This is a genomic window from Phreatobacter stygius (assembly GCF_005144885.1).
GTDB lineage: Bacteria > Pseudomonadota > Alphaproteobacteria > Rhizobiales > Phreatobacteraceae > Phreatobacter > Phreatobacter stygius.
This window is the reverse complement of record NZ_CP039690.1, coordinates 5,479,180-5,498,845: the sequence shown is the minus strand read 5'-3', so window position 1 is coordinate 5,498,845 and position 19,666 is coordinate 5,479,180. Positions and strand designations below refer to the sequence as shown.

Below are 19,666 nucleotides of genomic sequence, written 5' to 3'. Positions count from 1 at the left end.
GCCGCGCGCTGGCGTTCGGCAACTTGAGGTTCGGCAACTTGACGTCCAGCAACCTGGCGACCGGCCAAGTCGACAAGGCCTGATGGGTCTTGGGCGAGGCCTGGAGTGGCGATCGCAAGCGGGGCGACAAATAAGATGGCGAGGGCGAACTTGGTCACCGCACTCCCTCCTTTGACACCTGGCCGGCCCTAACCACCGCCGGCGAAGAAGAAGACGCGCAGCCAGTGCGTATATTCGGATTCGATCACCATCATCGCGACGAAGACCAGCACCAGCACCGGCGGCACCAGGATAGCATAGGACAGGGCCAGCCGCTCCCAGGCCATGTGCATGAAGACCGCGACGATGAGGCCGGCCTTCAGCGTCATGAAGATGAGGATCAGCGTCCAGCGCAGATAGCCCTGAACATGAAAATAATCGACCGCGTAGGAGGCGGCCGAGAGAATGAACAGCCAGCCCCAGACGACCATGTAGAGCTTGATCGGATGCTGCTGGCCTTCGGCATGGCCTGCCGCGGCATCAGCCGGGGTGTCGTGGCCTGTCGTCGCGTGTGCTGTCGCCATGGTCGCTGCTCACCACAGATAGAAGAAGGCGAAGATGAAGACCCAGACGAGGTCGACGAAGTGCCAATAGAGCCCAGTGATCTCGACGATCTCGTAATGGCCCTTGCGGCTGGTGAAAAAGCCGCGGGTGCCGCGGTCGTAGTCGCCGCGCCAGACCTTGCGCGCGACGATCAGCAGGAAGATCACGCCAATGGTCACGTGGGTGCCGTGGAAACCGGTGATCATGAAGAAGCTGGAGCCGAACTGGGCCGCCCCCCACGGGTTCTCCCAGGGCCTGGCGCCTTCCGAGATCAGCTTGGTCCATTCGAAGGCCTGCATGCCGACGAAGGTCGCCCCGAAGATCGCGGTGATCAGCATCAGCACCGCGGTCTTCACGCGGTCGCGGCGATAGCCGAAATTGACCGCCATTGCCATGGTGCCGCTCGATGAGATCAGCACGAAGGTCATGATGGCGATCAGGATCAGCGGCACGTCCTGGCCACCGATATGCAGGGCGAAAACCTCGCTCGGATTGGGCCATGCCACCGTCGTCGACATGCGCGCCGTCATGTAGGACAGCAGGAAGCAGCCGAAGATGAAGGTGTCGCTGAGGAGGAAGATCCACATCATGGCCTTGCCCCAGGAGACGCCCTTGAACGCCCGCTGGTCCGACGACCAGTCGGCGGCAAAGCCGCGCCAGCCCTCGGGCCTGGCAACCGCCCCGGCGGTCGCGGCCGGCTCCATGGTGGTCAGCGTGCTGTCATTCATGCGCCCAGATCCTCTTGAGGTCTGAAATCAGGTTTGCAGTCAGCTCAGCAACGGTCGGCACATCTCGATGAAATCATCGACCCAGCGCATCAGCAGGGCCAGGAGAACCAGCCAGACGACCAGCAGGAAGTGCCAGTAGATGGCGCAGAGATCGACGCTCAGGCGGACACGGCCGGTATCGGCCGTGCGCCATGCCTTGAGCGTGGTGCTGCCGAGCGCCGCCAGCCCGCCGGCGACATGCAGCCCGTGCAGCGCGGTCAGCAGATAGAAGAACGTGTTGGCCGGATTGGTCGCGAGCCAATAGCCGGCCCCGGACAATTGCCGCCAGGCCAGAACCTGGCCGACCAGGAAGCCGAGCGCCGAGACGCCGCCGGTCAGCAAGGCCTGGCGCAGCTCCTTCATGTCGCCGTGGCGCACCGCCAGATGGGCCCAATGCAGCGCCACGCTGGACAGCACGATCAGCCCGGTATTGACCCACAGCACCGGCGGCATCGGCACGGCCCGCCAGTCGGTCGACAGATCGCGGCGCATCAGATAGGCGCTGATCAGCATGGCGAACAAGGCGCCGACCACGGCCAGGAAGATGCCGAGGCCAAGCTTGGCCGCCGGCACCTGCGACGCCTCGGTATGCGGCATGTCGGCAATCGCCCCCTCTTCCAGCCAGGGCTTCGACATCAGCCGCTGGTGCGACAGCCACCAGCCGACGATGACGGCCAGGCCGGCCAGGAAGATGAGGGTGACGCTCACGGGTGGCCCCCTTCGGCCGCCAGGCCGAGCGGCGGGGTGTTCTGCGGGATGAAGTCCTCCGGCGCGCCGGGCACGCTGTAGTCATAGGCCCAGCGATAGACCACCGGCAGCTCCTTGCCCCAATTGCCGTGGCCCGGCGGCGTCTCCGGGGTCTGCCATTCCAGCGTCGTCGCCCGCCAGGGATTGCTGCCGGCCTCTTTGCCCTTGCGCAGGCTCCAGACCATGTTGAACAGGAACACCAGCTGGGCGAAGCCGACGATCAGCGCCATCACCGAGATGAAGGCGTTGAGGGTGTGGGCCGAGTCCGGCACGAAGGACAGCTGGCCGATGTCGTGGTAGCGCCGGGGCATGCCGATCAGCCCGAGATAATGCATCGGGAAGAAGATGGCATAGGCGCCGAGGAAGGTGACCCAGAAGTGGAACTTGCCGAGCCAGTCGTTGAACATCCGGCCGGTGATCTTCGGGTACCAGTGATAGATCGCCCCGAACACCACCATGATCGGCGCCACTCCCATCACCATGTGGAAATGGGCGACGACGAACATGGTGTCCGACAAGGGCACGTCGACCACGACATTGCCGAGGAACAGGCCGGTCAGGCCGCCATTGACGAAGGTGACGATGAAACCCAGCGCGAACAGCATCGGCACGGTCAGATGGATATCGCCGCGCCACAGCGTCAGCACCCAGTTATAGACCTTGATGGCGGTCGGCACGGCGATGATCAGCGTCGTGGTCGCGAAGAAGAAGCCGAAATAGGGATGCATGCCGCTGACATACATGTGGTGCGCCCAGACCACGAAGCTGAGCGCGCCGATGCCGACGATCGCCCAGACCATCATCCGGTAGCCGAAGATGTTCTTGCGGGCATGGGTGCTGATCAGGTCCGACACCATGCCGAAGGCCGGCAGCGCGACGATATAGACTTCCGGATGGCCGAAGAACCAGAACAGGTGCTGGAACAGGATCGGGCTGCCGCCGCGATGGGCCATGCGCTCGCCCATCGAGATCAGCGACGGCATGAAGAAGCTGGTGCCGAGCAGCCGGTCGAACAGCAGCATCACCGAGGCCACGAACAGCGCCGGGAAGGCCAGCAGGGCCATGACGGTGGCGGTGAAGATGCCCCAGACCGTCAGCGGCATGCGCATCAGCGTCATGCCGCGGGCCCGCGCCTGCAGCACGGTGACGACATAGTTCAGCCCGCCCATGGTGAAGCCGATGATGAACAGGATCAGCGAGACGAGCATCAGCACGATGCCCCATTCCTGTCCCGGCGTGCCGGCGGTGATCGCCTGCGGCGGATAGAGCGTCCAGCCGGCGCCGGTCGGCCCGCCCGGCACGAAGAAGCTCGCGGCCAGCACCAGGACCGCCAGCAGATAGATCCAGTAGCTCAGCATGTTGGCGTAAGGGAACACCATGTCCCGGGCGCCGACCATCAAGGGAATGAGGTAGTTGCCGAAGCCGCCGAGGAACAGCGCGGTGAGCAGATAGACCACCATGATCATGCCGTGCATGGTGATGAACTGCAGATACATATTGGCGTCGATGAACGAGAACAGGCCGGGAAAGCCGAGCTGCAGGCGCATCAGCCAGGACAACACCAGCGCCACCATGCCGATCGCCAGCGCGGTCAGCGAATATTGGATCGCAATGACCTTGGCGTCCTGCGAGAAGACGTATTTCGTTATCCAGCTATGCGGATGGTAGAGGTCGACCTCGGGAACTTCGGCCGCCGGAACGGCGCCAGCCGGGCCATCGCCCATCGGTATGTCGGTCATCGCCATGCGCTCCGCTTTTGCTGCGCGCCCGGCTTTTTTCGCGACGAGGCCGGGCTTCAATCTCCCCATGCACTGCCTGTTCGACGCCGATCCCCCGGGGGCTCACCGGCCCGGGCGCGCGCGCTCCTGGTCCGGCTGGCGTTCGGCCGCGGCGGTTCTCGACCGCGCGGACATTTCGGCAAAGGTCTTCTGCTGGGCGAGCCAGGCGTTGTAGGCCTGGGCGCTCTCGACGATCACCTTGCCGCGCATCTGCGAATGGGCAAGGCCGCAAAGCTCGGCGCACAGCACGTCGAACTCGCCCGCACGTATCGGGGTGAACCAGAAATAGGTCACCGAGCCGGGCACCATGTCCATCTTGGCGCGGAACTCCGGCACGTAGAAATTATGCAGGACGTCGACCGAGCGCAGCAGGACCTTGATCGGCCGGCCGATCTGGAAATGCAGGTCGCCGCCGTCGATGATGACGTCGTCCTTGCCGTTCGGGTCGTTCGGGTTCAGCCCGAGCGGATTTTCCGCGCTGATATACTGGACATCGGACGTGCCGAGCCGGCCGTCGGCGCCGGGCAGGCGATAGCTCCAGCGCCATTGCTGGCCCATCACCTCGACCTGGGCGGCGCCGGCCGGCACCGTGATGAACTGGTGCCAGACGAACAGGCCGGGAACCAGCATGGCGGTGACGCCGATCGCGGTTGCCACCGTCAGCCAGCTTTCGAGCTTGCGGTTTTCCGGTTCGTAGTCGGCCTTGCGGCCTTCGACATGGCGGAAGCGGAAGATGCAATAGGCCATGAAGGCCACGACCGCGAAGAACACCGCACCGGTGATCCAGAAGGTCGCGGTCAGGGTGTGGTCGATATAGCTCCAGTTGGACGCAATCGGTGTCCACCACCACGGACTGACGATGTGGAACAGCACCGAGCCAACGGCCACGAGCAGCAGAATGATCGCAGTAGGCATCGCCCATCCATCCTTGGCCAGAGGCTGCGGATTTCATTTTCAAGGACGTCATGCACATCTGCAGCGATGGCGGACTTCGCACCGACCGTCGTCGTGCCCCTGTCTCCGCCCGCCTAGCCGGCCGTGACCTCAAGATTGACGCAAAAAAGGCCTTCTCACCGCCAGCGTCATCGAGCGCAGCTCAGGGTCTCGGATGATGAGGCCGGCCCGGCCGAATTGTCAATCGATTCCGTTGTCTTAGCGGCAACTTGCTGCATTGCGCCCGGTTCCACCACGAATACTTGTGAAAAGGATCGCAAGAGGCGTGGCGACCATTTTTGCAACTGCGAATTTAGTGCCAGGGCCTCGCTGCGCTGCGGCAAGCAGGCCCTGTCCCAAAAGCCCGTCGATCGGTGCCTCAGCCGGCGCCCCGTGCCGCGTCGGCGGCGATCTCCTCGAACAGCCAGTCGCGAAAGGCGCCCGAGGCTGGCCGCACCGGCCCCGGCGGCAGGACGAGCCAGAAGTCGTGGCCGGTCGGCACGGTCCCCGGGACGATCTGCACGAGGCGGCGGCGGCGCACCTCGTCGGCCACATAGATCGGCGAGACGATGACGACGCCAAGTCCTTCGATCGCCGCCTGGATCGCCAGCGAGGTGCTCTCGAACATCAGCGGCGCGCCCGGCAGCGCAATTCCCGTGGCGGCGCTCCAGATCGCCCAGTCGTCCGGCCGAGCCCGGCTGCCGAGCAAGGTCAATCCACCGAAACCCTGCTTCCTGGCAACCCGCGCCGGTCCCGGCGCGCCGAAAGCCGCGGCCATAGCCGCCTGCAGCCGCACGGCCGTCGGCGTCGGCGGCGTCTCGGCCGCGCGGATCGCCACATCGACCTTGTCACGGGCGAAATCCACCGGCTCGACGGATGTGGTCAGTTCCACCTCCTGGCCGGGATGGCGCGCGCGAAAGTGCGGCAGGCGCGGGATCAGCCAGCGCATCCCCCAGGTCGTGTAGGCGCGCACCCGCAGCGGCCGCGCCGCGCGCGTGTCGAGCCTGGCGGTCGCCTCGTCGATGGCGCGAAAGGCGACACCGAGCGAGGCGGCGTAGCCGCGGCCCAGCTCGGTCAACCGCACGGCATTGGCGCCGCGGGCGATCAGGGCGACGCCGAGCTGGTCCTCCAAGCCGCGGATCCGCTTGCTGATGGCCGGCTGAGTGACGTTCAGCCGGCCGGCCGCCGCCGCCAGGCTGCCGGTTTCGGCGACCAGGGCGAAGGCATAGAGGCTGACCAGGGGCGGCGGTGTTTCGGACATGCCGCAGCCTAACCTGGAGTTGGCCTACCCCACAAATTCCTCGCCTGACAGCAGCGCCGAGACGTGGACAACTCCGGCGCAGCGGGACGGCCGAAACCATCCCGATCGTGCCGCCGGCCTTGCCGGCCGGCCCAGGACATCGGGGAAATGCCAAGCGCCATGTCAATCCACACACCCATTGCCGCGCCGGCGCTGAACGCGCCCTGGCCGCTGCGCGACAAGATCGCCTTCGCCGGGATCGGCACGACCGCCTATGGCAACTTCCCGGACACCGACAGCTACGGTCTCGGCTGCGAGGCGTTGAACGGCGCGCTCGATGACGCCGGGCTGAAGCCCTCCGACATCGACGGGCTCATCGTCAACCGCATTCCGTCCTACGAGCGGTTCGCCGAGATCATGGGCATCGACCCGCAATATTGCCTGATGACCGAGGCGCCCGGGCGCTTCGCCTCGGTGTCGCTGGCGCTCGCAGCGCAGGCGATCGCGACCGGCGCCGCCAAACATGTGGCGCTCGTCTATGGCAATAACGGCCGTTCCGTGCGCATGCAATATGGCGGCGGCGACAGCCAGTGGGCGCCCTGGGGCATGACCAGCCCGGGCGCCATCCACGCCATGATGTGGCGTCGGCACATGCATCAGTTCGGCACGACCCATGCCGATCTCGGCGCGGTCTCGACCGCCTTCCGCCATCACGCCTGCCTCAATCCGGATGCGGTCATGCACGGCCGGCCGATGACCACGGCCGATCACGCCGAGGCGCGGCCGATCTGCGAGCCGCTCAAGCTGCTGGACTATTGCCTGATCAATGATGGTGCCGTCGCCTGGATCGTCACCAGCGCCGAGCGCGCGAGGGACCTGAAACGCCCGCCGGTGCTGCTTTCCGGTTACACCCGCCAGGATGCCTTCCACTATGGCAGCAGCCCGGCGGATGATTTCTGGTACGGCAATCTCAGCGCCTGCCGCAGCGTCTATGACCGCGCCGGGATCGGCCGCGACGACCTGTCGGGGCTCGGCATCTACGACAATTTCTCGCCGACCGTACTGTTCAGCCTGGAGGGCCTGGGCTTCTGCGCGCAGGGGGAAGGCGGCGAATTCGTCAAGGACGGCACGCTGCAGCTCGGCCGCGGCCGCTGGCCGACCAACACCTCGGGCGGCCATCTGTCGGACAGCTACATGCAGGGGTGGGGGATCATCGCCGAATGCGTCCGGCAGCTCCGCCACGACTGCGACGCCCGGCAGATCCCGGACGCCCAGGCGCTGCAATATATCTGCGCTACCAATATCGCCCAAAGCCTGATCCTGCGGAGGGCCGCATGAGCCTCGCCACCCGCCCAAGACCCGTCGTCGACGTCTGGAGCCGGCCGTTCTGGGAGGCCTGCCGGGAACACAAGCTGATCCTGCAGCGCTGCCGCGCCACCGGCCAATGTTTCTTCCCGCCGGCGCCGGTCTCGCCCTTCACCGGCAAGCCCGCCTGGGACTGGGTCACCGCCTCGGGCCAGGGCGAGCTCTGGTCCTTCGTTGTGTTCCATCAGAGCTATTTCGAGGGAATGAAGGACGAGATGCCTTACCCCGTCGCCATGGTGAAGCTCGACGAGGGGCCATATCTCTTGACCAACCTCGCCGGCATCGATGCCGCGGACGCGACCATCGGCATGCGGCTTGCCGTCGGCTTTCCCGGCGGCCCCGACGGCTTCGTGCTGCCGCAGTTCGGCCCGGCGGAGCAGGCGTCATGACCGGCCCCGTCGCCGTCACCCGTCACGTCGGCTGGGCGGAGCTGCGCCTCGACCGCGCGGACAAGCGCAACGCCGTGGACCGGGCAGCCCGCCGGGCCCTGCTGCAGGCCTTCGACGCATTGCGCGGCGAAGCCAAGTCCATCGTCCTGACCGGCACGGGCACAAGCTTCTGTGCCGGCATGGACCTGAAGGAACACGAGCTCGATCGCCAGCAGGGCATCGAAGGTGCCGGCGCGGAATGGATCGCCGTCAACCTGGCGATCCGCGCCCATCCCGCCATCTTCATCGCCGCGGTCAACGGCCTGGCGCTCGGCGGCGGCGCGACGCTGATCAATGTCTGCGACCTGGCGATCGCCAGCACGGCTGCGTCGATCGGCTGCCCGGAAATGGGCTTCGCCACCTATCCCGGCATGGCGGGTCCGGCCATCCAGCTGGCCGGCATGACGCGCAAGCGGGCCGCCTGGCTGGTGCTGACCACCAACCGCATCGACGGCGCGACCGCCGAACGCTGGGGCATGGTGAACGCCTCTGTCGAACCAGATCAGCTTCTGCCGCGCGCCCGTGAACTGGCCGCCCAGATCGCCGGTTTCGACGCCGTCGCGCTGGCCGAAAGCAAGAAGGCGCTGGACCGCATTCCGGCTGAGATCACCGGCTGGCAACAGGCCATGGATCACGGCCAGCGGGTCAACGAGATCATCCGCGCGAACACCACGGCACAGGCCGAGGGCGGCGCGCGCTTCGCCGCCGGCCGGAAAAACCCCGGCCAGGGGGTTTGACCATGACCGCCCCGCTTGCCGGCCTCACGGTCCTGGATCTCGGCGCGCTCTGCGCGCAGCCACCGCATGCCCTCGCCGTTTCGATGGCCGCCAAGCTCTGCGCCGGTTTCGGTGCGATCGTGGTCCGGCCAGTCCCGGAGGCCGGCGAGCCCTTCGCAACCATGCCGCCGCTGCTGCCGGCCGGCGGCTCGGCGCTGGATCGTTTCCTCAATGCGGACAAGCGCGCGGGCGGCACCGATGGCTGCTTCGCCGCGGTCATTGGCGACACGACCGCGCTTTCCCGTCATGCCGCCGGCATTGCCGTCAAGGTGCGGGTCTCGGTGTTCGGTCCCGGCGAGGATCCGCCGATGAGCGAACTCGGCCTGCAGGCGCTCTCCGGACTGCTCGACATCGTCGGCCAGGGAGCGGGCATACCGACCCGCCTGCCCGGCCACCAGGCCGCTTATGCCGCCGGTCTTGCCGCCTGCACCGGCCTGTTGGCGGCGCTCAAGGCGGGCGGCGCCGAAATCGTCGACGTCTCGCTGTTCGACGTCTCGGCCTGGCTCAACTGGAAGGTCGCGGCGCGCGTCGCGGTGCTCGGCGAGACCGGCCGCCCCGGGCCGAGCGACTGGCTGACATTGCCGGCCAGGGACGGCCACATTGCGCTGGTCTATCAGGACAAGGACTGGCCGGCGCTCTGCGCGATGATCGGCGACCCGCGCCTCCTGGGCGACGACTTGACGACCGCCGCGGGCCGGCGCGCCGGCCGTGATCGCGTCACGGCGATCCTCGGTCCCTGGTTCGCCGCGCGGACCCGGGCCGAGATCGGCGCCGCGGCCGAGGCCCGGCGCCTGCCGATCGGGCCGGTGCTGTGGCCAGCCGAATTGCTGCATGACCGGCAGCACCAGGCGCGCGGTTTCCTCGCCGCGGACGGCACGCCGCTGATGCCGTTGCGCGCCGATGGACAGCGAATTGCGCGGGAGTTCGATCATGCCGCCTGAAACCGCCCTGCCGCTGGCCGGCATCCGCGTGGTCGATCTCGGCTGGATCACCGCCGGGGCCGGCACTTCGGCTTTGCTGCTCGATCTCGGCGCCGAGGTGACCAAGGTCGAAGGCCCGGGCGCCGTCGACCCGTTCCGCCTCTGGGACGAGCCGGGGCCGGACACCGACTGGTGGAACCGCTCGCCCTTCTTCGCCTTCACCAATCGCGGCAAGCGCTCGCTTTGCCTCGACCTCAAGGATCCGGACGGCCAGCAGGCTCTGTTCCGCTTGCTCGAACAGGCCGATGTCCTGGTGGAGAATTACCGGCGCGGCGTGCTCGTTCAACTGGGGCTCGATGCCGCCGGCCTGCGCCGCCGGTTTCCGCGGCTGGTGATCGCCAGCATCTCGAGCCAGGGCGAGGACGGCCCGGAGCGCGACATGATTTCTTTCGGCTCGACGCTGGAGGCAACCGCCGGTCTCGCGGCCTTGACCGGAGCCGGCCAAGCGCCGGTCGTCACCGGCCGGGACATGAATTATCCCGACCAGGTCGTCTGTCTTTTCGCTGCCGGCGCCATCGTCGCGGCGCTGATCGAACGGGACCGGACCGGCCAGGGCAGCCATCTTGATCTGTCGCAGCGCGAGCTGACGACATTTCTGATCGGCGAGGAACTGATCGCCGCTGCCGCCGGCGCCGCCTCGCCGCGGTTCGGCAATGCCAATCCCGCCGAGCCGGCGGAGCGGCTGGTCCGCGACACGCAAGGCTGGCAGGCCGAATGGCCCGGCGGCCAGGCCCCGGTGCGCGACGGCCGGGCGCTGGTCGCATCGAGCGAGTTCGGGCGCGGCACCGCCATGCTGCACGATCCGGACGGGCGCCCCGTGAAGGGCATTCCTTTTCGCCTCGCCAATCGCCGGCTGTCGGTCAAGGGCGCTTGCCACAAGCTCGGCGCCGACAACCGCGCCGTGCTGGCGGAGGCCGGACTGACCGATCGGCACATCACCATGCTGGAGGACAAGGGCGCGCTTGCAACCGCGCCGCGTCGCATCGCAGCCCGCTGAGGCGGAACCGCGCCAAGATCAGTTCAGCGCGACAAACACGAGGACGGCGCCTCCACGAGAGGCCCGCGACAGGGAGGAATACGCCATGAGGACAGCCCGATACTGGCAGGCAACCGGCATCACGATGCTGGGCTTGATGCTGCTTTCGCTCGCAGCGAGCCTGCCGGCCCGCGCCGCCTTTCCGGACCGCGCCTTGCGCATCGTCGTCGGCTTTGCCCCCGGCGGCTCGACCGACATCATCGCGCGCCTGGTGGCTGACGGCCTGAGCACCCGGCTCGGCCAGCCGGTCGTGGTCGAGAACCGCGGCGGCGCCGGTGGCGTGCTGGCCGCCCAGCTCGTCGCCCAGCAGCCGGCCGACGGCTATACCTTGATGCTTCATACCGACGGGTTGAATCAGGCCGCCGCCGTCGGCACGGCCATGGTCTTCGACCCGGTCGATGCCTTCGCACCGGTCGGGCTTGCCGCCAAAAGCTCGCTGGTTCTGGTGGTGCACCCGTCCATTCCCGCGCAGAACCTCAACGAGTTCCTCGCCTATGCCCGCAAGTCGCCGCACCCGCTGCGCTTCGGGTCGCCCGGATCCGGCCTCTCGGGGCAGCTCTTTGCGCAAGGCCTGGGCATTCCGATCGAGGAGGTGCGCTACCGCGGCACCTCGGCCGTGCTGAACGACCTGCTGGCGGCGCGGATCGACGCCTATACCATCGCCTTTCCCGGCATTCTCTCCTATGTCCAGGCGGGCGCCCTGCGGGCACTGGCGATCGCTTCCGCCGAGCGCAGCCGCGTCATGCCGGATCTGCCGACCGGCCCCGAGCAGGGATTTCCCGAAGTCATCGCGACCGGCTGGTTCGGCATCGTCGTCAAGGCGGGAACCCCGCCCGAGGTGATCGCCAAGCTGCACCGGGCGCTGAACGAGACGCTCGACGACGCCGTGGTGCGGCGGCGCATCGGCGAAATCGGGCTGGACATCGCGCCGAGCGCCAAACCCGAGGATTTCGGCCAGTTGATCCGCGACGACCGTGTGGTCTGGGAGCGCGTGGCGACGCGCGGCAACCTGCGGCAGTGAGCCGTCGGCAGCGGACCATGCGGCGGCGCCGACCTCGCACCGCCGTGCCGGCCCGGCTGCAACCGCGCAAACTGGCCGGCTCCGTTTCCGGACGCCCGGTCAAGCGCTCCGGACGCCGGGGCTAACGCCTGGCGGCGGCGCGCGGCTAACAGCGGGCCAGGGCTCGGCAAATGGCCGAACGCCAGTCCCCTGGAGGTCCGCCATGGACGGCATTCTTCACACCAATCCCTATCTCGACGGTAATTTCGCGCCCGTGCGATCCGAAGACGATTTCGCCTTGGCGGTCACCGGCGAGATCCCTCGGGAACTCCAGGGAACGCTCTACCGCATCGGTCCCAATCCGCAATTCGCGCCGATCGGTCCCGACTATCGCTGGTTCACCGGCGACGGCATGGTCCATGCGTTCCGCATCGAAGACGGCCGGGTGACCTGCCGCAACCGCTATGTGCGGACGCCGAAGTGGCAATTGGAACATGGTGCCGGGCGCGCGCTGTTCGCCGGCTTCAATCCGCGGCTCAACGATCCCCTGGCGCAGGGCCGGGACGCCGGCATCCGCGCCGCGCCGACACTGCCGGCGCCTCTCCTCGCCCGCGCGACCCAGCAGATGATCGCCGCCTGCCTCGGTCCGGCGCGCGACGGCATGGCCGACGCCCGGCCGCAGATCGAGGCGACGCTGATAGCGCGGGCCAGGCGCCATATCGACGCCAACCTGATGGATCCGGATCTTTCGTCGGCGCGGCTCGCCACGGCGCTCGGCCTGTCGCGATCGGCGCTCTACCAGCTGTTCACGCCCCATAACGGCGTCGCACGTTACATCCAGGGCCGCCGCCTCGGGCGCATCCATGCCATGCTGGCCGACCCCGCCGAGCACCGCCGCGTCGCCGACATCGCTCATGACCATGGCATGGCCAGCGAAGCCCATTTCAGCCGGGCCTTCCGCAAGCGGTTCGGTTACGCGCCCCGGGAGATCCGCGGCATCGGGCTCACGACACCGGTGCGCGGCGCGCCGGCCGCCAGGGCACCAGGGGCTGTCACGGAACGCCTCGCCTTCCCGGTCTGGCTGCAGCAATTGCGCGACTAGATCTCGACCAAGTCGGACGCCAGTGTACTCTGCGCCCCTCGCAATCATGCGTGGGCAGGTCACGCCACATGAGGCGCAACGCGATAAGAAGCCGGCTCGGACCACAACCCTCTGTCCCTGATCCGCGGCGTCATCTGCTGGAGGCCGTGCTCGCCTTCGCGCGTGCGGCGCAATCGTCGCCGGGCGTCCAGCGGATCGCCCTCCTCGGGTCGCTGACCACCGACAAGCCCGTACCGAAGGATGCCGACGTGCTCGTCACCATCGAGGCCGCCATGGATCTTTCGGGCCTCGCCCGCCTGGGCCGGCGCCTCAAAGGCACGGCGCAGACGATCAACCTGGGTGCCGACATCTTCCTTGCCGACCGGGCGGACCGCTACCTTGGGCGCATCTGCCACTATCGGGAGTGCCACACTCGCGTCGCCTGCCGGGCGTCCCATTGCGGCCAGCGGCAGCACCTGAACGACGACCTCCAGATCATCACGCTGAGCCCCGCGCTCATCAGCGCTCCGCCTGTCGATCTGTGGCCGCGCATCGTCAGGCGCGGTGCCGTGCCGGCCGACACCGAGGCACTGTTGCTGGCGAAGCTGGAAATGGACGAGACGCTTCGCGATGGCAAGCGAGCGCCGGATATGTCCTGACGATCCGGTCGAGATCGGCAGTCATCCGTCGTCGCCGTGGTTCGTGTCGCGCAGCCGTGACGCGCGAGGAAACAAGGTAGAACTGGCCGATCCATTTCACTGGCCAATTCGGCATCGTCTACACAAGATTCCAAATCTCTGCGATCATGTGCACGCGCCTCGAGAACTCGGGCGCCTGCGACAGGTCGGAGGAAACGACCATGGTTGACCAACAATATGCGCCCTACGCTGCCCTTCTGCTGCGCGTGAGCATGGGCATTTTGTTTATCCTGCACGGCCTTTACCTCAAGGTCTTCGTATTCTCGATGGCGGGGGCCTCGGGTTACTTCGGCTCGCTCGGCCTGCCGGGATGGTTCGCATGGGTCGTCATGATCTATGAGACAATCGGCGGGATCATGTTGATCCTTGGCATATATGCGCGCCCTGTTGCCGTCTTTCTCGGCGTACACCTTCTGGCCGCCGCCTATCTCGGCCACGGCAATGCCGGTTGGCAGTTTACAAATCGGGGGGGAGGCTATGAGTTCCCGGTATTCTGGGCGATCGCCTGCTTTGCGCTTGCCCTTCTCGGCGACGGCATTCATGCAATGAAACGTTCGGTGATGCCGCAATCGAATTGATGCCTTCGAGCGCAGGTCGAGCGAACGTTGCTGCATTTCCCGCCGGCTGACGGGGTACCGCGCCGGAGCGCCCATTCGCGCAAGACGACGACGCGGGTGAAGCCTGCCCTCATTGCCAGCCCTTAGTGTGGCCTAAGCCCTTGCCCTGATCTCCGAGATCGTCTGCGCGATCAGCTTCGCCACCGCCCTGCGGTCCGCCTCGCTGACATAGCGGCCGGCCAGGGTCTCGAAGGTCAGGCGCTCAGTGACTTCGAGGGCGGCGACCGCAAGCGCGCGATCGGATGTCGCGACGGCCTCGGCGAATTGGCGGAAGGCCACCGCGACGGCGACGGCAACCGTCTGGCCGCTGTCAAAATGGGGTCGGTTTCGCTGCATGGGTCGAACTGCCTTCGCCGGGTCGCGGGAGCGCCATTACAGCCTGGTCATTCCATCAAAAATCAGGCCGCACGCGCGATCGACGGTTTTGACATGGCAGAGGGGAGGACCAACCGCAAGCAGCGGCCTGAGCCGAACCGGCATGATCACGTTTCGGATCGAACCCGATCCGAAACAGCAACGGCGGAGCCAAAGGCCCCGCCGAACTCATCCCCGATTGAAGCTCTTGCGCAATTGAAGCACGCGCGCCGTCAGGCGCGGGTACGCCTGTAACGCCGACGCCGTGTCGCACGGCGCGTGCCGCGCACCACGCTCGGTCCAGTCACGGCACCGGCGACACCGCCGACGACCGCGCCGACCGGACCGGCAACCACCGCGCCGGTACCAGCGCCGACGGCGGCGCCACCGATACGCTGCTCGGTGGTCGTCGTGCCTGCGCAGGCCGCCAAGGGAACGGCGATCGCGCCTAGAATCAGAGCTCGACGATGCATGGTCAGCCTCCGTTGTGTGAGAGCAATCCGGTATTCTCAATGGAATCCCAGATCAGGAACGCGTCGACAACTCACTAAGTTCCTGCGACCTCGGGATATTTCGACCGGCAGGACCGGCGCTTGCGGCCTGTCGTCATGACAACAACAAAAGCCGGGCCGCCAGGAGCGCCATGGAATCGGCCCGGCACTATCAGGCGGTCCTCCCTATCGCCTGGAACCGCGCGCCACAACAACCGCCGATTGGGCGCCAAAGCGGAAATGCAGATGTTGCAATTGAAGACTTCTCGACGCGGCCCGTTGGGTCGAGAATGCTATGGTTGCGGGCGATGGCGGGAATTTTCGCCTGCGTGAATGGGAGACGGGAGATGAACAGGCCTGTTGTCGGCGTCATCGGGAATTCGCATCTCGTCGACAATCGTTTCGTCGTGCAGCACGTCGGAGAGCGCAATCTGCGCGCGGTCACCGAGGTCGCCAAAGCCTTGCCGCTGATGTTCGCCGGGGCGCCAGACATCACCGATATCGGCGCATTGCTCGAGGTGGTCGACGGGATCTTGCTGACCGGCGCGCGCGCCAATGTTCACCCGGCCCATTTCCGCACCGAACCGGATCCGCGGCACGAGCCCTATGACAATGCCCGCGACGCCATGGCGCTGGCACTGACCGAGATCTGCGTCGCCGAGGGCATCCCGATCTTCGGCATCTGTCGCGGCTTTCAGGAGATGAACGTCGCCTTCGGCGGTTCGTTGCATCCGGAGATCCGCGACCTGCCCGGCCGCATGAACCATCGCATGCCGCGGCTGGAGACCGGCGAAGTTCATCCGGATCCCGCCGTGGTCTTTGCCGATCGCCATGATGTCCGTCTGGTCCCCGGCGGCGTCTTCGCGCGGCTCTTCGGCCGGGAGACGATCCGCGTCAACTCGCTGCATGGCCAGGGCATTCTCGAACCCGGCGAGCGGGTCGTGATCGAGGGCGTGGCCGAAGACGGCACCGCCGAGGCGATCCGCATTGCCGATGCGCCGGGCTTTGCGCTCGGCGTGCAATGGCACGCGGAATATGATCCGCAATGCAACCCGGTGAACCGCGCGCTGTTCGAGGCCTTCGGCGAGGCGCTGGCGGCCCGCAAGCAGCCGGCGGCGCGGCGGGTCCGCCCGGCATGGGCGAAGCCGGCGAGCGTCGGCTGAGGCCTGCGCCTGCGCCCAGGCCAAAGGCTGCATGACCGCCGCTGACCGGCGGTGCGTCAGGCCAGTTCGGCAAGCAGGTTGTGGTCGCCCGAGAAGCGCAGGAAATGCAAGAGGTCGGACAGGCCCTCGCCGAGCAGCGTCACATGGGCGCGCATCAGCTGGCTCGCCTGGGCACCGTCGCCGCGCAGGATCGCCTCCATCACCTGGCCATGCTCGGGAATCGACGACTGCATGCGGCCCGGCTGATAGGTGATGGTGCGCCGGTAGGGCGAGATCTTGAGCGTGAGCCGCCGCAGCTCCTCCTGCAGGATACGGTTGTGGCTCGCCGCCGCGATGGTCTCGTGGAACACCAGATTGGCCTCGTAGAAGCCCTCGACATCCTCGGCGTCGGCAGCCCTGGCACAGGCCGCGTGGGCGGCCTGCAGCCGCTGGCGCTGGTCCGGCTGGATGCGCCGGGCGGCCTGGGCCGAGGCCAGGCCCTCCAGTTCGGCGACGATGGAGAAGGCGTCCAGCAGGTCGGCGAGCGAGAGCTGGGCGACCTGCAGGCCCTGGCGGCCGCGCGAAATGACCAGGCCGCTGGCGGCCAGCCGCTGCAGCGCCTCGCGCACCGGCGTGCGCGACATGCCGAACTGCTCGGCGAGCTGGCGCTCGTCGAGCTTGTCGCCGGGACGCCTGAGGCCTTTGAGGATTTCCTCCTCGAGCCGGTGGACGACCTCGGCCGAAAGCGATTCCGGTTCCTCAGACGCCATGACCGTTCCGATTTTCCGCTGCACGCCGAGACGGGGCTTCATCGGCTGTCCGAAGAGTAAAACCTGTTCGCGATCGATTCCGCGAGCGCCACAAGGCCGTACAGCAACAGTCCGCAAACGCAAAGCACCACGATGGCCGCCATCGAGACCTCGGTATCGGCCCGCGCGGTGGCGAAGATGATGAGATAGCCAAGGCCGGCCTGGGCGGTGATGAACTCGCCGATGATCACGCCGATGATGGCGAGCGTGACCGCGATCTTGGCGCCGGAGAAGATATGCGGCAGCGCGGAAGGGAAGCGCACGCTGGTGAACACCTGCCATTCGGTGGCGGTGAGCGACCGGCAGAGCCTGAGCATGCCCTTGTCGACGCTCAAGAATCCCGCCGTGGTGGCGATCACGACAGGAAAGAAGGCGATGAACACCGAGAAGGCGATGCGCGACTGCGAGCCGATGCCGAGCCAGATGATGAACAGGGGCGCCAGCGCGATCTTGGGGATCAGCTGGAAAAAGATCAGGTTCGGATAAAGCGCCTCATGGGCCACCCGCGAATAGGTGATGATGATGGCGAGCACGATGCCGAGCACCAGGGCGAGCAGGAAGCCGGCAGCCGATTCCAGTGTGGTCGGGACCGCGTGCATCAACAGGATGTCGTAGCGGGCGACGATGTAGCGGGCGATCGAGATCGGCGACGGCAGGATCACCGAGGGGATGTTGCCAATGGTGACATAGAGCTGCCAGGCGGCGAGCACGATGAAGGCGAGGCCCAGCGGCAGCAGGATGCTGCGCAGGCCGGCGACGGTCTGGCCGGCATGGGCGCTGGGGATGACGGCACCGGTCTCCGTGCCGATGGTGGCGGTGGCCATGGTGGACCTCACTCGATGACGGCCGAGCCGGAAGCCGGACTCGCAGTTGAAGATTTGACCAATGCAGGCGGATGACCGTGGGCGGCCTCGATGGTCAGGCGCAATTGCCGGCAGACTTGAGCGAATTCCTGCGTCTCCTCGATCTCGAAGCGGCGCGGACGGGGAAACGGCATCTTCATGTCGAGAATGATGGTCGAGGGACGGCCGCCCATCACCACCACCCGGTCGGACAGGAAGGCCGCCTCGCGGATCGAATGGGTGACGAAGATGACGGTCTTCTTATAGGTCTCCAGGATCTCCGACAGCGCCACGTTCATCTGGTCGCGGGTGATGGCGTCGAGAGCGCTGAACGGCTCGTCCATCAGGAGAATGTCGGGGTCGTGGATCAGCGCCCGGCAAATGGCGACGCGCTGGCGCATGCCGCCCGACAGTTCCGCCGGCTTCTTGTGCTCGAAACCGGTCAGCCCGACCATGGCGATCAGTTCACGCGCCCTCTCCCGGTATTTCTCCATCGGCAGCTTCAGGATCTGGATGGGAAACAGCACGTTTTCCAGCGTGCTCTTCCAGGGCAGCAAGGTGGCGTCTTGGAAGATGATGCCGATGTCGCGGCGCGGATTGACGACGGCCGAGCCGTGCAGGCTGATCGACCCGGCCGTCGGCTTTTCCAGGCCGGCGATCATCATCAACAGCGTGCTCTTGCCGCAGCCCGAGGGCCCGAGCAGCGAGACGAACTCGCCCCGGGCGACATCGACCGAGGCCGAGGCCACGGCCTGGATCGGCGACTGGCGGGTGAAATAGGTCTTCTGCACCCCGCTGACGGAAACAAGGGGCTCCTGTGGCGGCATGAGCTCCGCTTTCGTTGCCAAGGCCAACATTGCGTTCTTCCCTTCTGGCACGTCTTGCGCGTGGTCAGCCGACATATTTGCGGTAGGCCGCGGCGGTCCGCTCGGCGGTTGCGAGCTCGGCCGCGGTCAGCTTGATCTTGCCGGCGAAGGCGTTGGTGAACAGGGCGCCGAGATCGGGCCGCGTGGCGCCCTCGCCGGCGGCATATTTCAGCACGAGATCGGCCATGGTCGCGACCTTCTGCGGGTCGGCAAACCCGAGCCCCTTGTCCTTCACCTCCGGCACCAGGTTGGTCAGATTGGTGAGGCCGAGGCCGATGCGGGAATAGTCCTTGCCGGTGGCGGAGATCGCCACCTCGCTATTGGCCTTCAGGAAGATGTCGATGGCTTCGTCGAAATTGGTCAGCGTGAAGCGGATCGCCTCCATGGCGCCCTGGACGAAGGCCTCGCAGAGCGCCCGGTCCTTCTCGATGCGCGCCGGCTGGGTGGTCAGCGACTGGCCGTAGAATTCGATGCCGACGCTGGAGAACAGCATGAAGCGCACGTCGGTGCCGAGCGGTGCCAGCGAGGGCACCGTGCTGGTGGCGAAGGCCGAGACGGCATCGACCTGCTTCTCGACCAGGGTGCGCTCGCGCACCTTGCCGTCGACCTGGACGATCTGCACCTTGGCGAGGTCGAAGCCGGCCTTCTCGGCATAGAGCGGCAGGAAGGGATATTCGCCCGAGGTGACGCTGGCGCCGAGCTTCTTGCCTTCCAGGTCTTTCGGGGCCCGGATCGGCGAGGCGGCGAGCACGCCGACACCCATCAGCGCATCGTAATTGATCTGACCGATGCAGGTGATCGGCAGCTTCTTGGCGGCCTGGATGATGACGGTTGGTGTCGCCGCCATGCCGAAATCGAAAGTGCCGGCGCTGACCGCCTGGGCGGCGGCGCCCGAGCCCGAACCGCGAGCGACGCTGACATCGAGGCCGGCATTCTTCCAGAAGCCTTTGTCGCGGGCGACATAGGCGAAGAGGTTCGGCCCTTCCGGAATCCACGAGGTGGTGAACGACACCCGGCTCGCGCCCTGGGCGATGGCCGGGGCTGAGAGCGTCAGGCCACCGGCGGCGGCAGCGGCGGCGCCCAGGCCTTTAAGAGCATTTCGGCGTGACAGCATGTGACTTCTCCCAAACCCGT

General features: G+C 66.8%; 22 protein-coding genes. 10 read left to right on the top strand and 12 right to left on the bottom strand.

What is annotated here, in order from left to right:
* Positions 1–188 precede the first annotated feature (188 nt).
* The 6 genes from E8M01_RS26010 to E8M01_RS25985 form a co-directional block, all read right to left on the bottom strand.
* Positions 189–563 carry a cytochrome C oxidase subunit IV family protein gene (locus E8M01_RS26010; RefSeq protein ID WP_136962806.1) on the bottom strand — a complete coding sequence of 125 codons (375 nt, stop codon included), beginning with the start codon at positions 561–563 and terminating at the stop codon, positions 189–191.
* A gap of 9 nt (positions 564–572) precedes the next feature.
* The gene (locus tag E8M01_RS26005) at positions 573–1,310 is read right to left on the bottom strand and encodes a heme-copper oxidase subunit III family protein (RefSeq protein WP_425467683.1); all 738 of its coding nucleotides are present in this window, start codon (positions 1,308–1,310) and stop codon (positions 573–575) included.
* Between the two features lie 39 nt (positions 1,311–1,349).
* Positions 1,350–2,057, bottom strand: coding sequence for a cytochrome c oxidase subunit 3 (locus tag E8M01_RS26000; protein WP_136962805.1), 708 nt, complete (start codon positions 2,055–2,057; stop codon positions 1,350–1,352).
* The gene (ctaD, locus tag E8M01_RS25995; RefSeq protein ID WP_136962804.1) at positions 2,054–3,835 is read right to left on the bottom strand and encodes a cytochrome c oxidase subunit I; all 1,782 of its coding nucleotides are present in this window, start codon (positions 3,833–3,835) and stop codon (positions 2,054–2,056) included. Before ctaD ends, E8M01_RS26000 begins: the two co-directional genes overlap by 4 nt.
* A 102-nt stretch (positions 3,836–3,937) precedes the next feature.
* Positions 3,938–4,789: a cytochrome c oxidase subunit II gene (locus tag E8M01_RS25990; protein WP_136962803.1), complete on the bottom strand. Its 852-nt coding sequence runs from the start codon at positions 4,787–4,789 to the stop codon at positions 3,938–3,940.
* A gap of 397 nt (positions 4,790–5,186) precedes the next feature.
* Entirely contained in the window at positions 5,187–6,068 is an 882-nt protein-coding gene (locus E8M01_RS25985) for a LysR substrate-binding domain-containing protein (protein ID WP_136962802.1), read from the bottom strand.
* 159 nt (positions 6,069–6,227) lie between these two features.
* Between E8M01_RS25985 and E8M01_RS25980 the strand changes: the two genes are divergently transcribed.
* The 9 genes from E8M01_RS25980 to E8M01_RS25940 all read left to right on the top strand — a co-directional run bounded on the left by E8M01_RS25980 (position 6,228) and on the right by E8M01_RS25940 (position 13,989).
* Positions 6,228–7,385 carry a thiolase family protein gene (locus tag E8M01_RS25980; RefSeq protein WP_136962801.1) on the top strand — a complete coding sequence of 386 codons (1,158 nt, stop codon included), beginning with the start codon at positions 6,228–6,230 and terminating at the stop codon, positions 7,383–7,385.
* On the top strand, positions 7,382–7,801 hold the full coding sequence (locus E8M01_RS25975; protein ID WP_170182078.1) for a Zn-ribbon domain-containing OB-fold protein: 420 nt from the start codon (positions 7,382–7,384) through the stop codon (positions 7,799–7,801). The genes E8M01_RS25980 and E8M01_RS25975 overlap by 4 nt, the downstream gene beginning before the upstream one ends.
* Positions 7,798–8,577 carry an enoyl-CoA hydratase/isomerase family protein gene (locus E8M01_RS25970; RefSeq protein WP_136962799.1) on the top strand — a complete coding sequence of 260 codons (780 nt, stop codon included), beginning with the start codon at positions 7,798–7,800 and terminating at the stop codon, positions 8,575–8,577. Before E8M01_RS25975 ends, E8M01_RS25970 begins: the two co-directional genes overlap by 4 nt.
* Before the next feature lie 2 nt (positions 8,578–8,579).
* Positions 8,580–9,557: a CoA transferase gene (locus tag E8M01_RS25965; RefSeq protein WP_136962798.1), complete on the top strand. Its 978-nt coding sequence runs from the start codon at positions 8,580–8,582 to the stop codon at positions 9,555–9,557.
* Complete coding sequence (locus E8M01_RS25960) at positions 9,547–10,593, top strand: CaiB/BaiF CoA transferase family protein (protein WP_170182077.1); 1,047 nt, start codon at positions 9,547–9,549, stop codon at positions 10,591–10,593. Before E8M01_RS25965 ends, E8M01_RS25960 begins: the two co-directional genes overlap by 11 nt.
* 85 nt (positions 10,594–10,678) lie before the next feature.
* Positions 10,679–11,653, top strand: a complete 975-nt coding sequence (locus tag E8M01_RS25955) for a Bug family tripartite tricarboxylate transporter substrate binding protein (protein WP_136962796.1) — start codon at positions 10,679–10,681, stop codon at positions 11,651–11,653.
* Between the two features lie 202 nt (positions 11,654–11,855).
* Positions 11,856–12,734: a carotenoid oxygenase family protein gene (locus E8M01_RS35900; RefSeq protein ID WP_136962795.1), complete on the top strand. Its 879-nt coding sequence runs from the start codon at positions 11,856–11,858 to the stop codon at positions 12,732–12,734.
* A gap of 68 nt (positions 12,735–12,802) precedes the next feature.
* Entirely contained in the window at positions 12,803–13,372 is a 570-nt protein-coding gene (locus E8M01_RS25945; protein WP_136962794.1) for a DUF6932 family protein, read from the top strand.
* 200 nt (positions 13,373–13,572) lie between these two features.
* Positions 13,573–13,989, top strand: coding sequence for a DoxX family protein (locus tag E8M01_RS25940; protein WP_136962793.1), 417 nt, complete (start codon positions 13,573–13,575; stop codon positions 13,987–13,989).
* A gap of 132 nt (positions 13,990–14,121) precedes the next feature.
* On the opposite strand, the gene E8M01_RS25935 is transcribed toward E8M01_RS25940, so the two are convergent.
* Complete coding sequence (locus tag E8M01_RS25935) at positions 14,122–14,364, bottom strand: hypothetical protein (protein ID WP_136962792.1); 243 nt, start codon at positions 14,362–14,364, stop codon at positions 14,122–14,124.
* A gap of 251 nt (positions 14,365–14,615) precedes the next feature.
* Positions 14,616–14,855, bottom strand: coding sequence for a hypothetical protein (locus E8M01_RS25930; protein ID WP_136962791.1), 240 nt, complete (start codon positions 14,853–14,855; stop codon positions 14,616–14,618).
* Between the two features lie 365 nt (positions 14,856–15,220).
* Between E8M01_RS25930 and E8M01_RS25925 the strand changes: the two genes are divergently transcribed.
* Positions 15,221–16,036 carry a gamma-glutamyl-gamma-aminobutyrate hydrolase family protein gene (locus tag E8M01_RS25925; RefSeq protein ID WP_136964837.1) on the top strand — a complete coding sequence of 272 codons (816 nt, stop codon included), beginning with the start codon at positions 15,221–15,223 and terminating at the stop codon, positions 16,034–16,036.
* Between the two features lie 56 nt (positions 16,037–16,092).
* Here E8M01_RS25925 and E8M01_RS25920 read toward each other — a convergent pair whose 3' ends face one another.
* From E8M01_RS25920 to E8M01_RS25905, 4 genes are all read right to left on the bottom strand, one after another.
* Positions 16,093–16,785, bottom strand: a complete 693-nt coding sequence (locus E8M01_RS25920; RefSeq protein WP_170182076.1) for a GntR family transcriptional regulator — start codon at positions 16,783–16,785, stop codon at positions 16,093–16,095.
* A gap of 38 nt (positions 16,786–16,823) precedes the next feature.
* A complete protein-coding gene (locus tag E8M01_RS25915) occupies positions 16,824–17,648 on the bottom strand; it encodes an ABC transporter permease (protein ID WP_136962789.1) in 825 nt (274 codons plus the stop codon).
* 8 nt (positions 17,649–17,656) lie between these two features.
* Entirely contained in the window at positions 17,657–18,493 is an 837-nt protein-coding gene (locus E8M01_RS25910) for an ABC transporter ATP-binding protein (protein ID WP_136962788.1), read from the bottom strand.
* A gap of 64 nt (positions 18,494–18,557) precedes the next feature.
* On the bottom strand, positions 18,558–19,646 hold the full coding sequence (locus E8M01_RS25905; protein WP_170182075.1) for an ABC transporter substrate-binding protein: 1,089 nt from the start codon (positions 19,644–19,646) through the stop codon (positions 18,558–18,560).
* Positions 19,647–19,666 lie beyond the last annotated feature (20 nt).

What these genes read in the sequence shown, in the direction of transcription:
- E8M01_RS25985 (WP_136962802.1), bottom strand. Translation starts at nt 6,068, where the DNA reads ATGTCCGAAACACCGCCGCCCCTGGTCAGCCTCTATGCCTTCGCCCTG.
- E8M01_RS25905 (WP_170182075.1), bottom strand. Translation starts at nt 19,646, where the DNA reads ATGCTGTCACGCCGAAATGCTCTTAAAGGCCTGGGCGCCGCCGCTGCC.
- E8M01_RS25955 (WP_136962796.1), top strand. Translation starts at nt 10,679, where the DNA reads ATGAGGACAGCCCGATACTGGCAGGCAACCGGCATCACGATGCTGGGC.
- E8M01_RS25980 (WP_136962801.1), top strand. Translation starts at nt 6,228, where the DNA reads ATGTCAATCCACACACCCATTGCCGCGCCGGCGCTGAACGCGCCCTGG.
- E8M01_RS25975 (WP_170182078.1), top strand. Translation starts at nt 7,382, where the DNA reads ATGAGCCTCGCCACCCGCCCAAGACCCGTCGTCGACGTCTGGAGCCGG.
- E8M01_RS26005 (WP_425467683.1), bottom strand. Translation starts at nt 1,310, where the DNA reads ATGAATGACAGCACGCTGACCACCATGGAGCCGGCCGCGACCGCCGGG.
- E8M01_RS35900 (WP_136962795.1), top strand. Translation starts at nt 11,856, where the DNA reads ATGGACGGCATTCTTCACACCAATCCCTATCTCGACGGTAATTTCGCG.
- E8M01_RS25990 (WP_136962803.1), bottom strand. Translation starts at nt 4,789, where the DNA reads ATGCCTACTGCGATCATTCTGCTGCTCGTGGCCGTTGGCTCGGTGCTG.
- E8M01_RS25925 (WP_136964837.1), top strand. Translation starts at nt 15,221, where the DNA reads ATGAACAGGCCTGTTGTCGGCGTCATCGGGAATTCGCATCTCGTCGAC.
- E8M01_RS25960 (WP_170182077.1), top strand. Translation starts at nt 9,547, where the DNA reads ATGCCGCCTGAAACCGCCCTGCCGCTGGCCGGCATCCGCGTGGTCGAT.
- E8M01_RS25940 (WP_136962793.1), top strand. Translation starts at nt 13,573, where the DNA reads ATGGTTGACCAACAATATGCGCCCTACGCTGCCCTTCTGCTGCGCGTG.
- ctaD (WP_136962804.1), bottom strand. Translation starts at nt 3,835, where the DNA reads ATGACCGACATACCGATGGGCGATGGCCCGGCTGGCGCCGTTCCGGCG.
- E8M01_RS25945 (WP_136962794.1), top strand. Translation starts at nt 12,803, where the DNA reads ATGAGGCGCAACGCGATAAGAAGCCGGCTCGGACCACAACCCTCTGTC.
- E8M01_RS25965 (WP_136962798.1), top strand. Translation starts at nt 8,580, where the DNA reads ATGACCGCCCCGCTTGCCGGCCTCACGGTCCTGGATCTCGGCGCGCTC.
- E8M01_RS25930 (WP_136962791.1), bottom strand. Translation starts at nt 14,855, where the DNA reads ATGCATCGTCGAGCTCTGATTCTAGGCGCGATCGCCGTTCCCTTGGCG.
- E8M01_RS25935 (WP_136962792.1), bottom strand. Translation starts at nt 14,364, where the DNA reads ATGCAGCGAAACCGACCCCATTTTGACAGCGGCCAGACGGTTGCCGTC.
- E8M01_RS25970 (WP_136962799.1), top strand. Translation starts at nt 7,798, where the DNA reads ATGACCGGCCCCGTCGCCGTCACCCGTCACGTCGGCTGGGCGGAGCTG.
- E8M01_RS25920 (WP_170182076.1), bottom strand. Translation starts at nt 16,785, where the DNA reads ATGGCGTCTGAGGAACCGGAATCGCTTTCGGCCGAGGTCGTCCACCGG.
- E8M01_RS25910 (WP_136962788.1), bottom strand. Translation starts at nt 18,493, where the DNA reads ATGCCGCCACAGGAGCCCCTTGTTTCCGTCAGCGGGGTGCAGAAGACC.
- E8M01_RS26010 (WP_136962806.1), bottom strand. Translation starts at nt 563, where the DNA reads ATGGCGACAGCACACGCGACGACAGGCCACGACACCCCGGCTGATGCC.
- E8M01_RS25915 (WP_136962789.1), bottom strand. Translation starts at nt 17,648, where the DNA reads ATGGCCACCGCCACCATCGGCACGGAGACCGGTGCCGTCATCCCCAGC.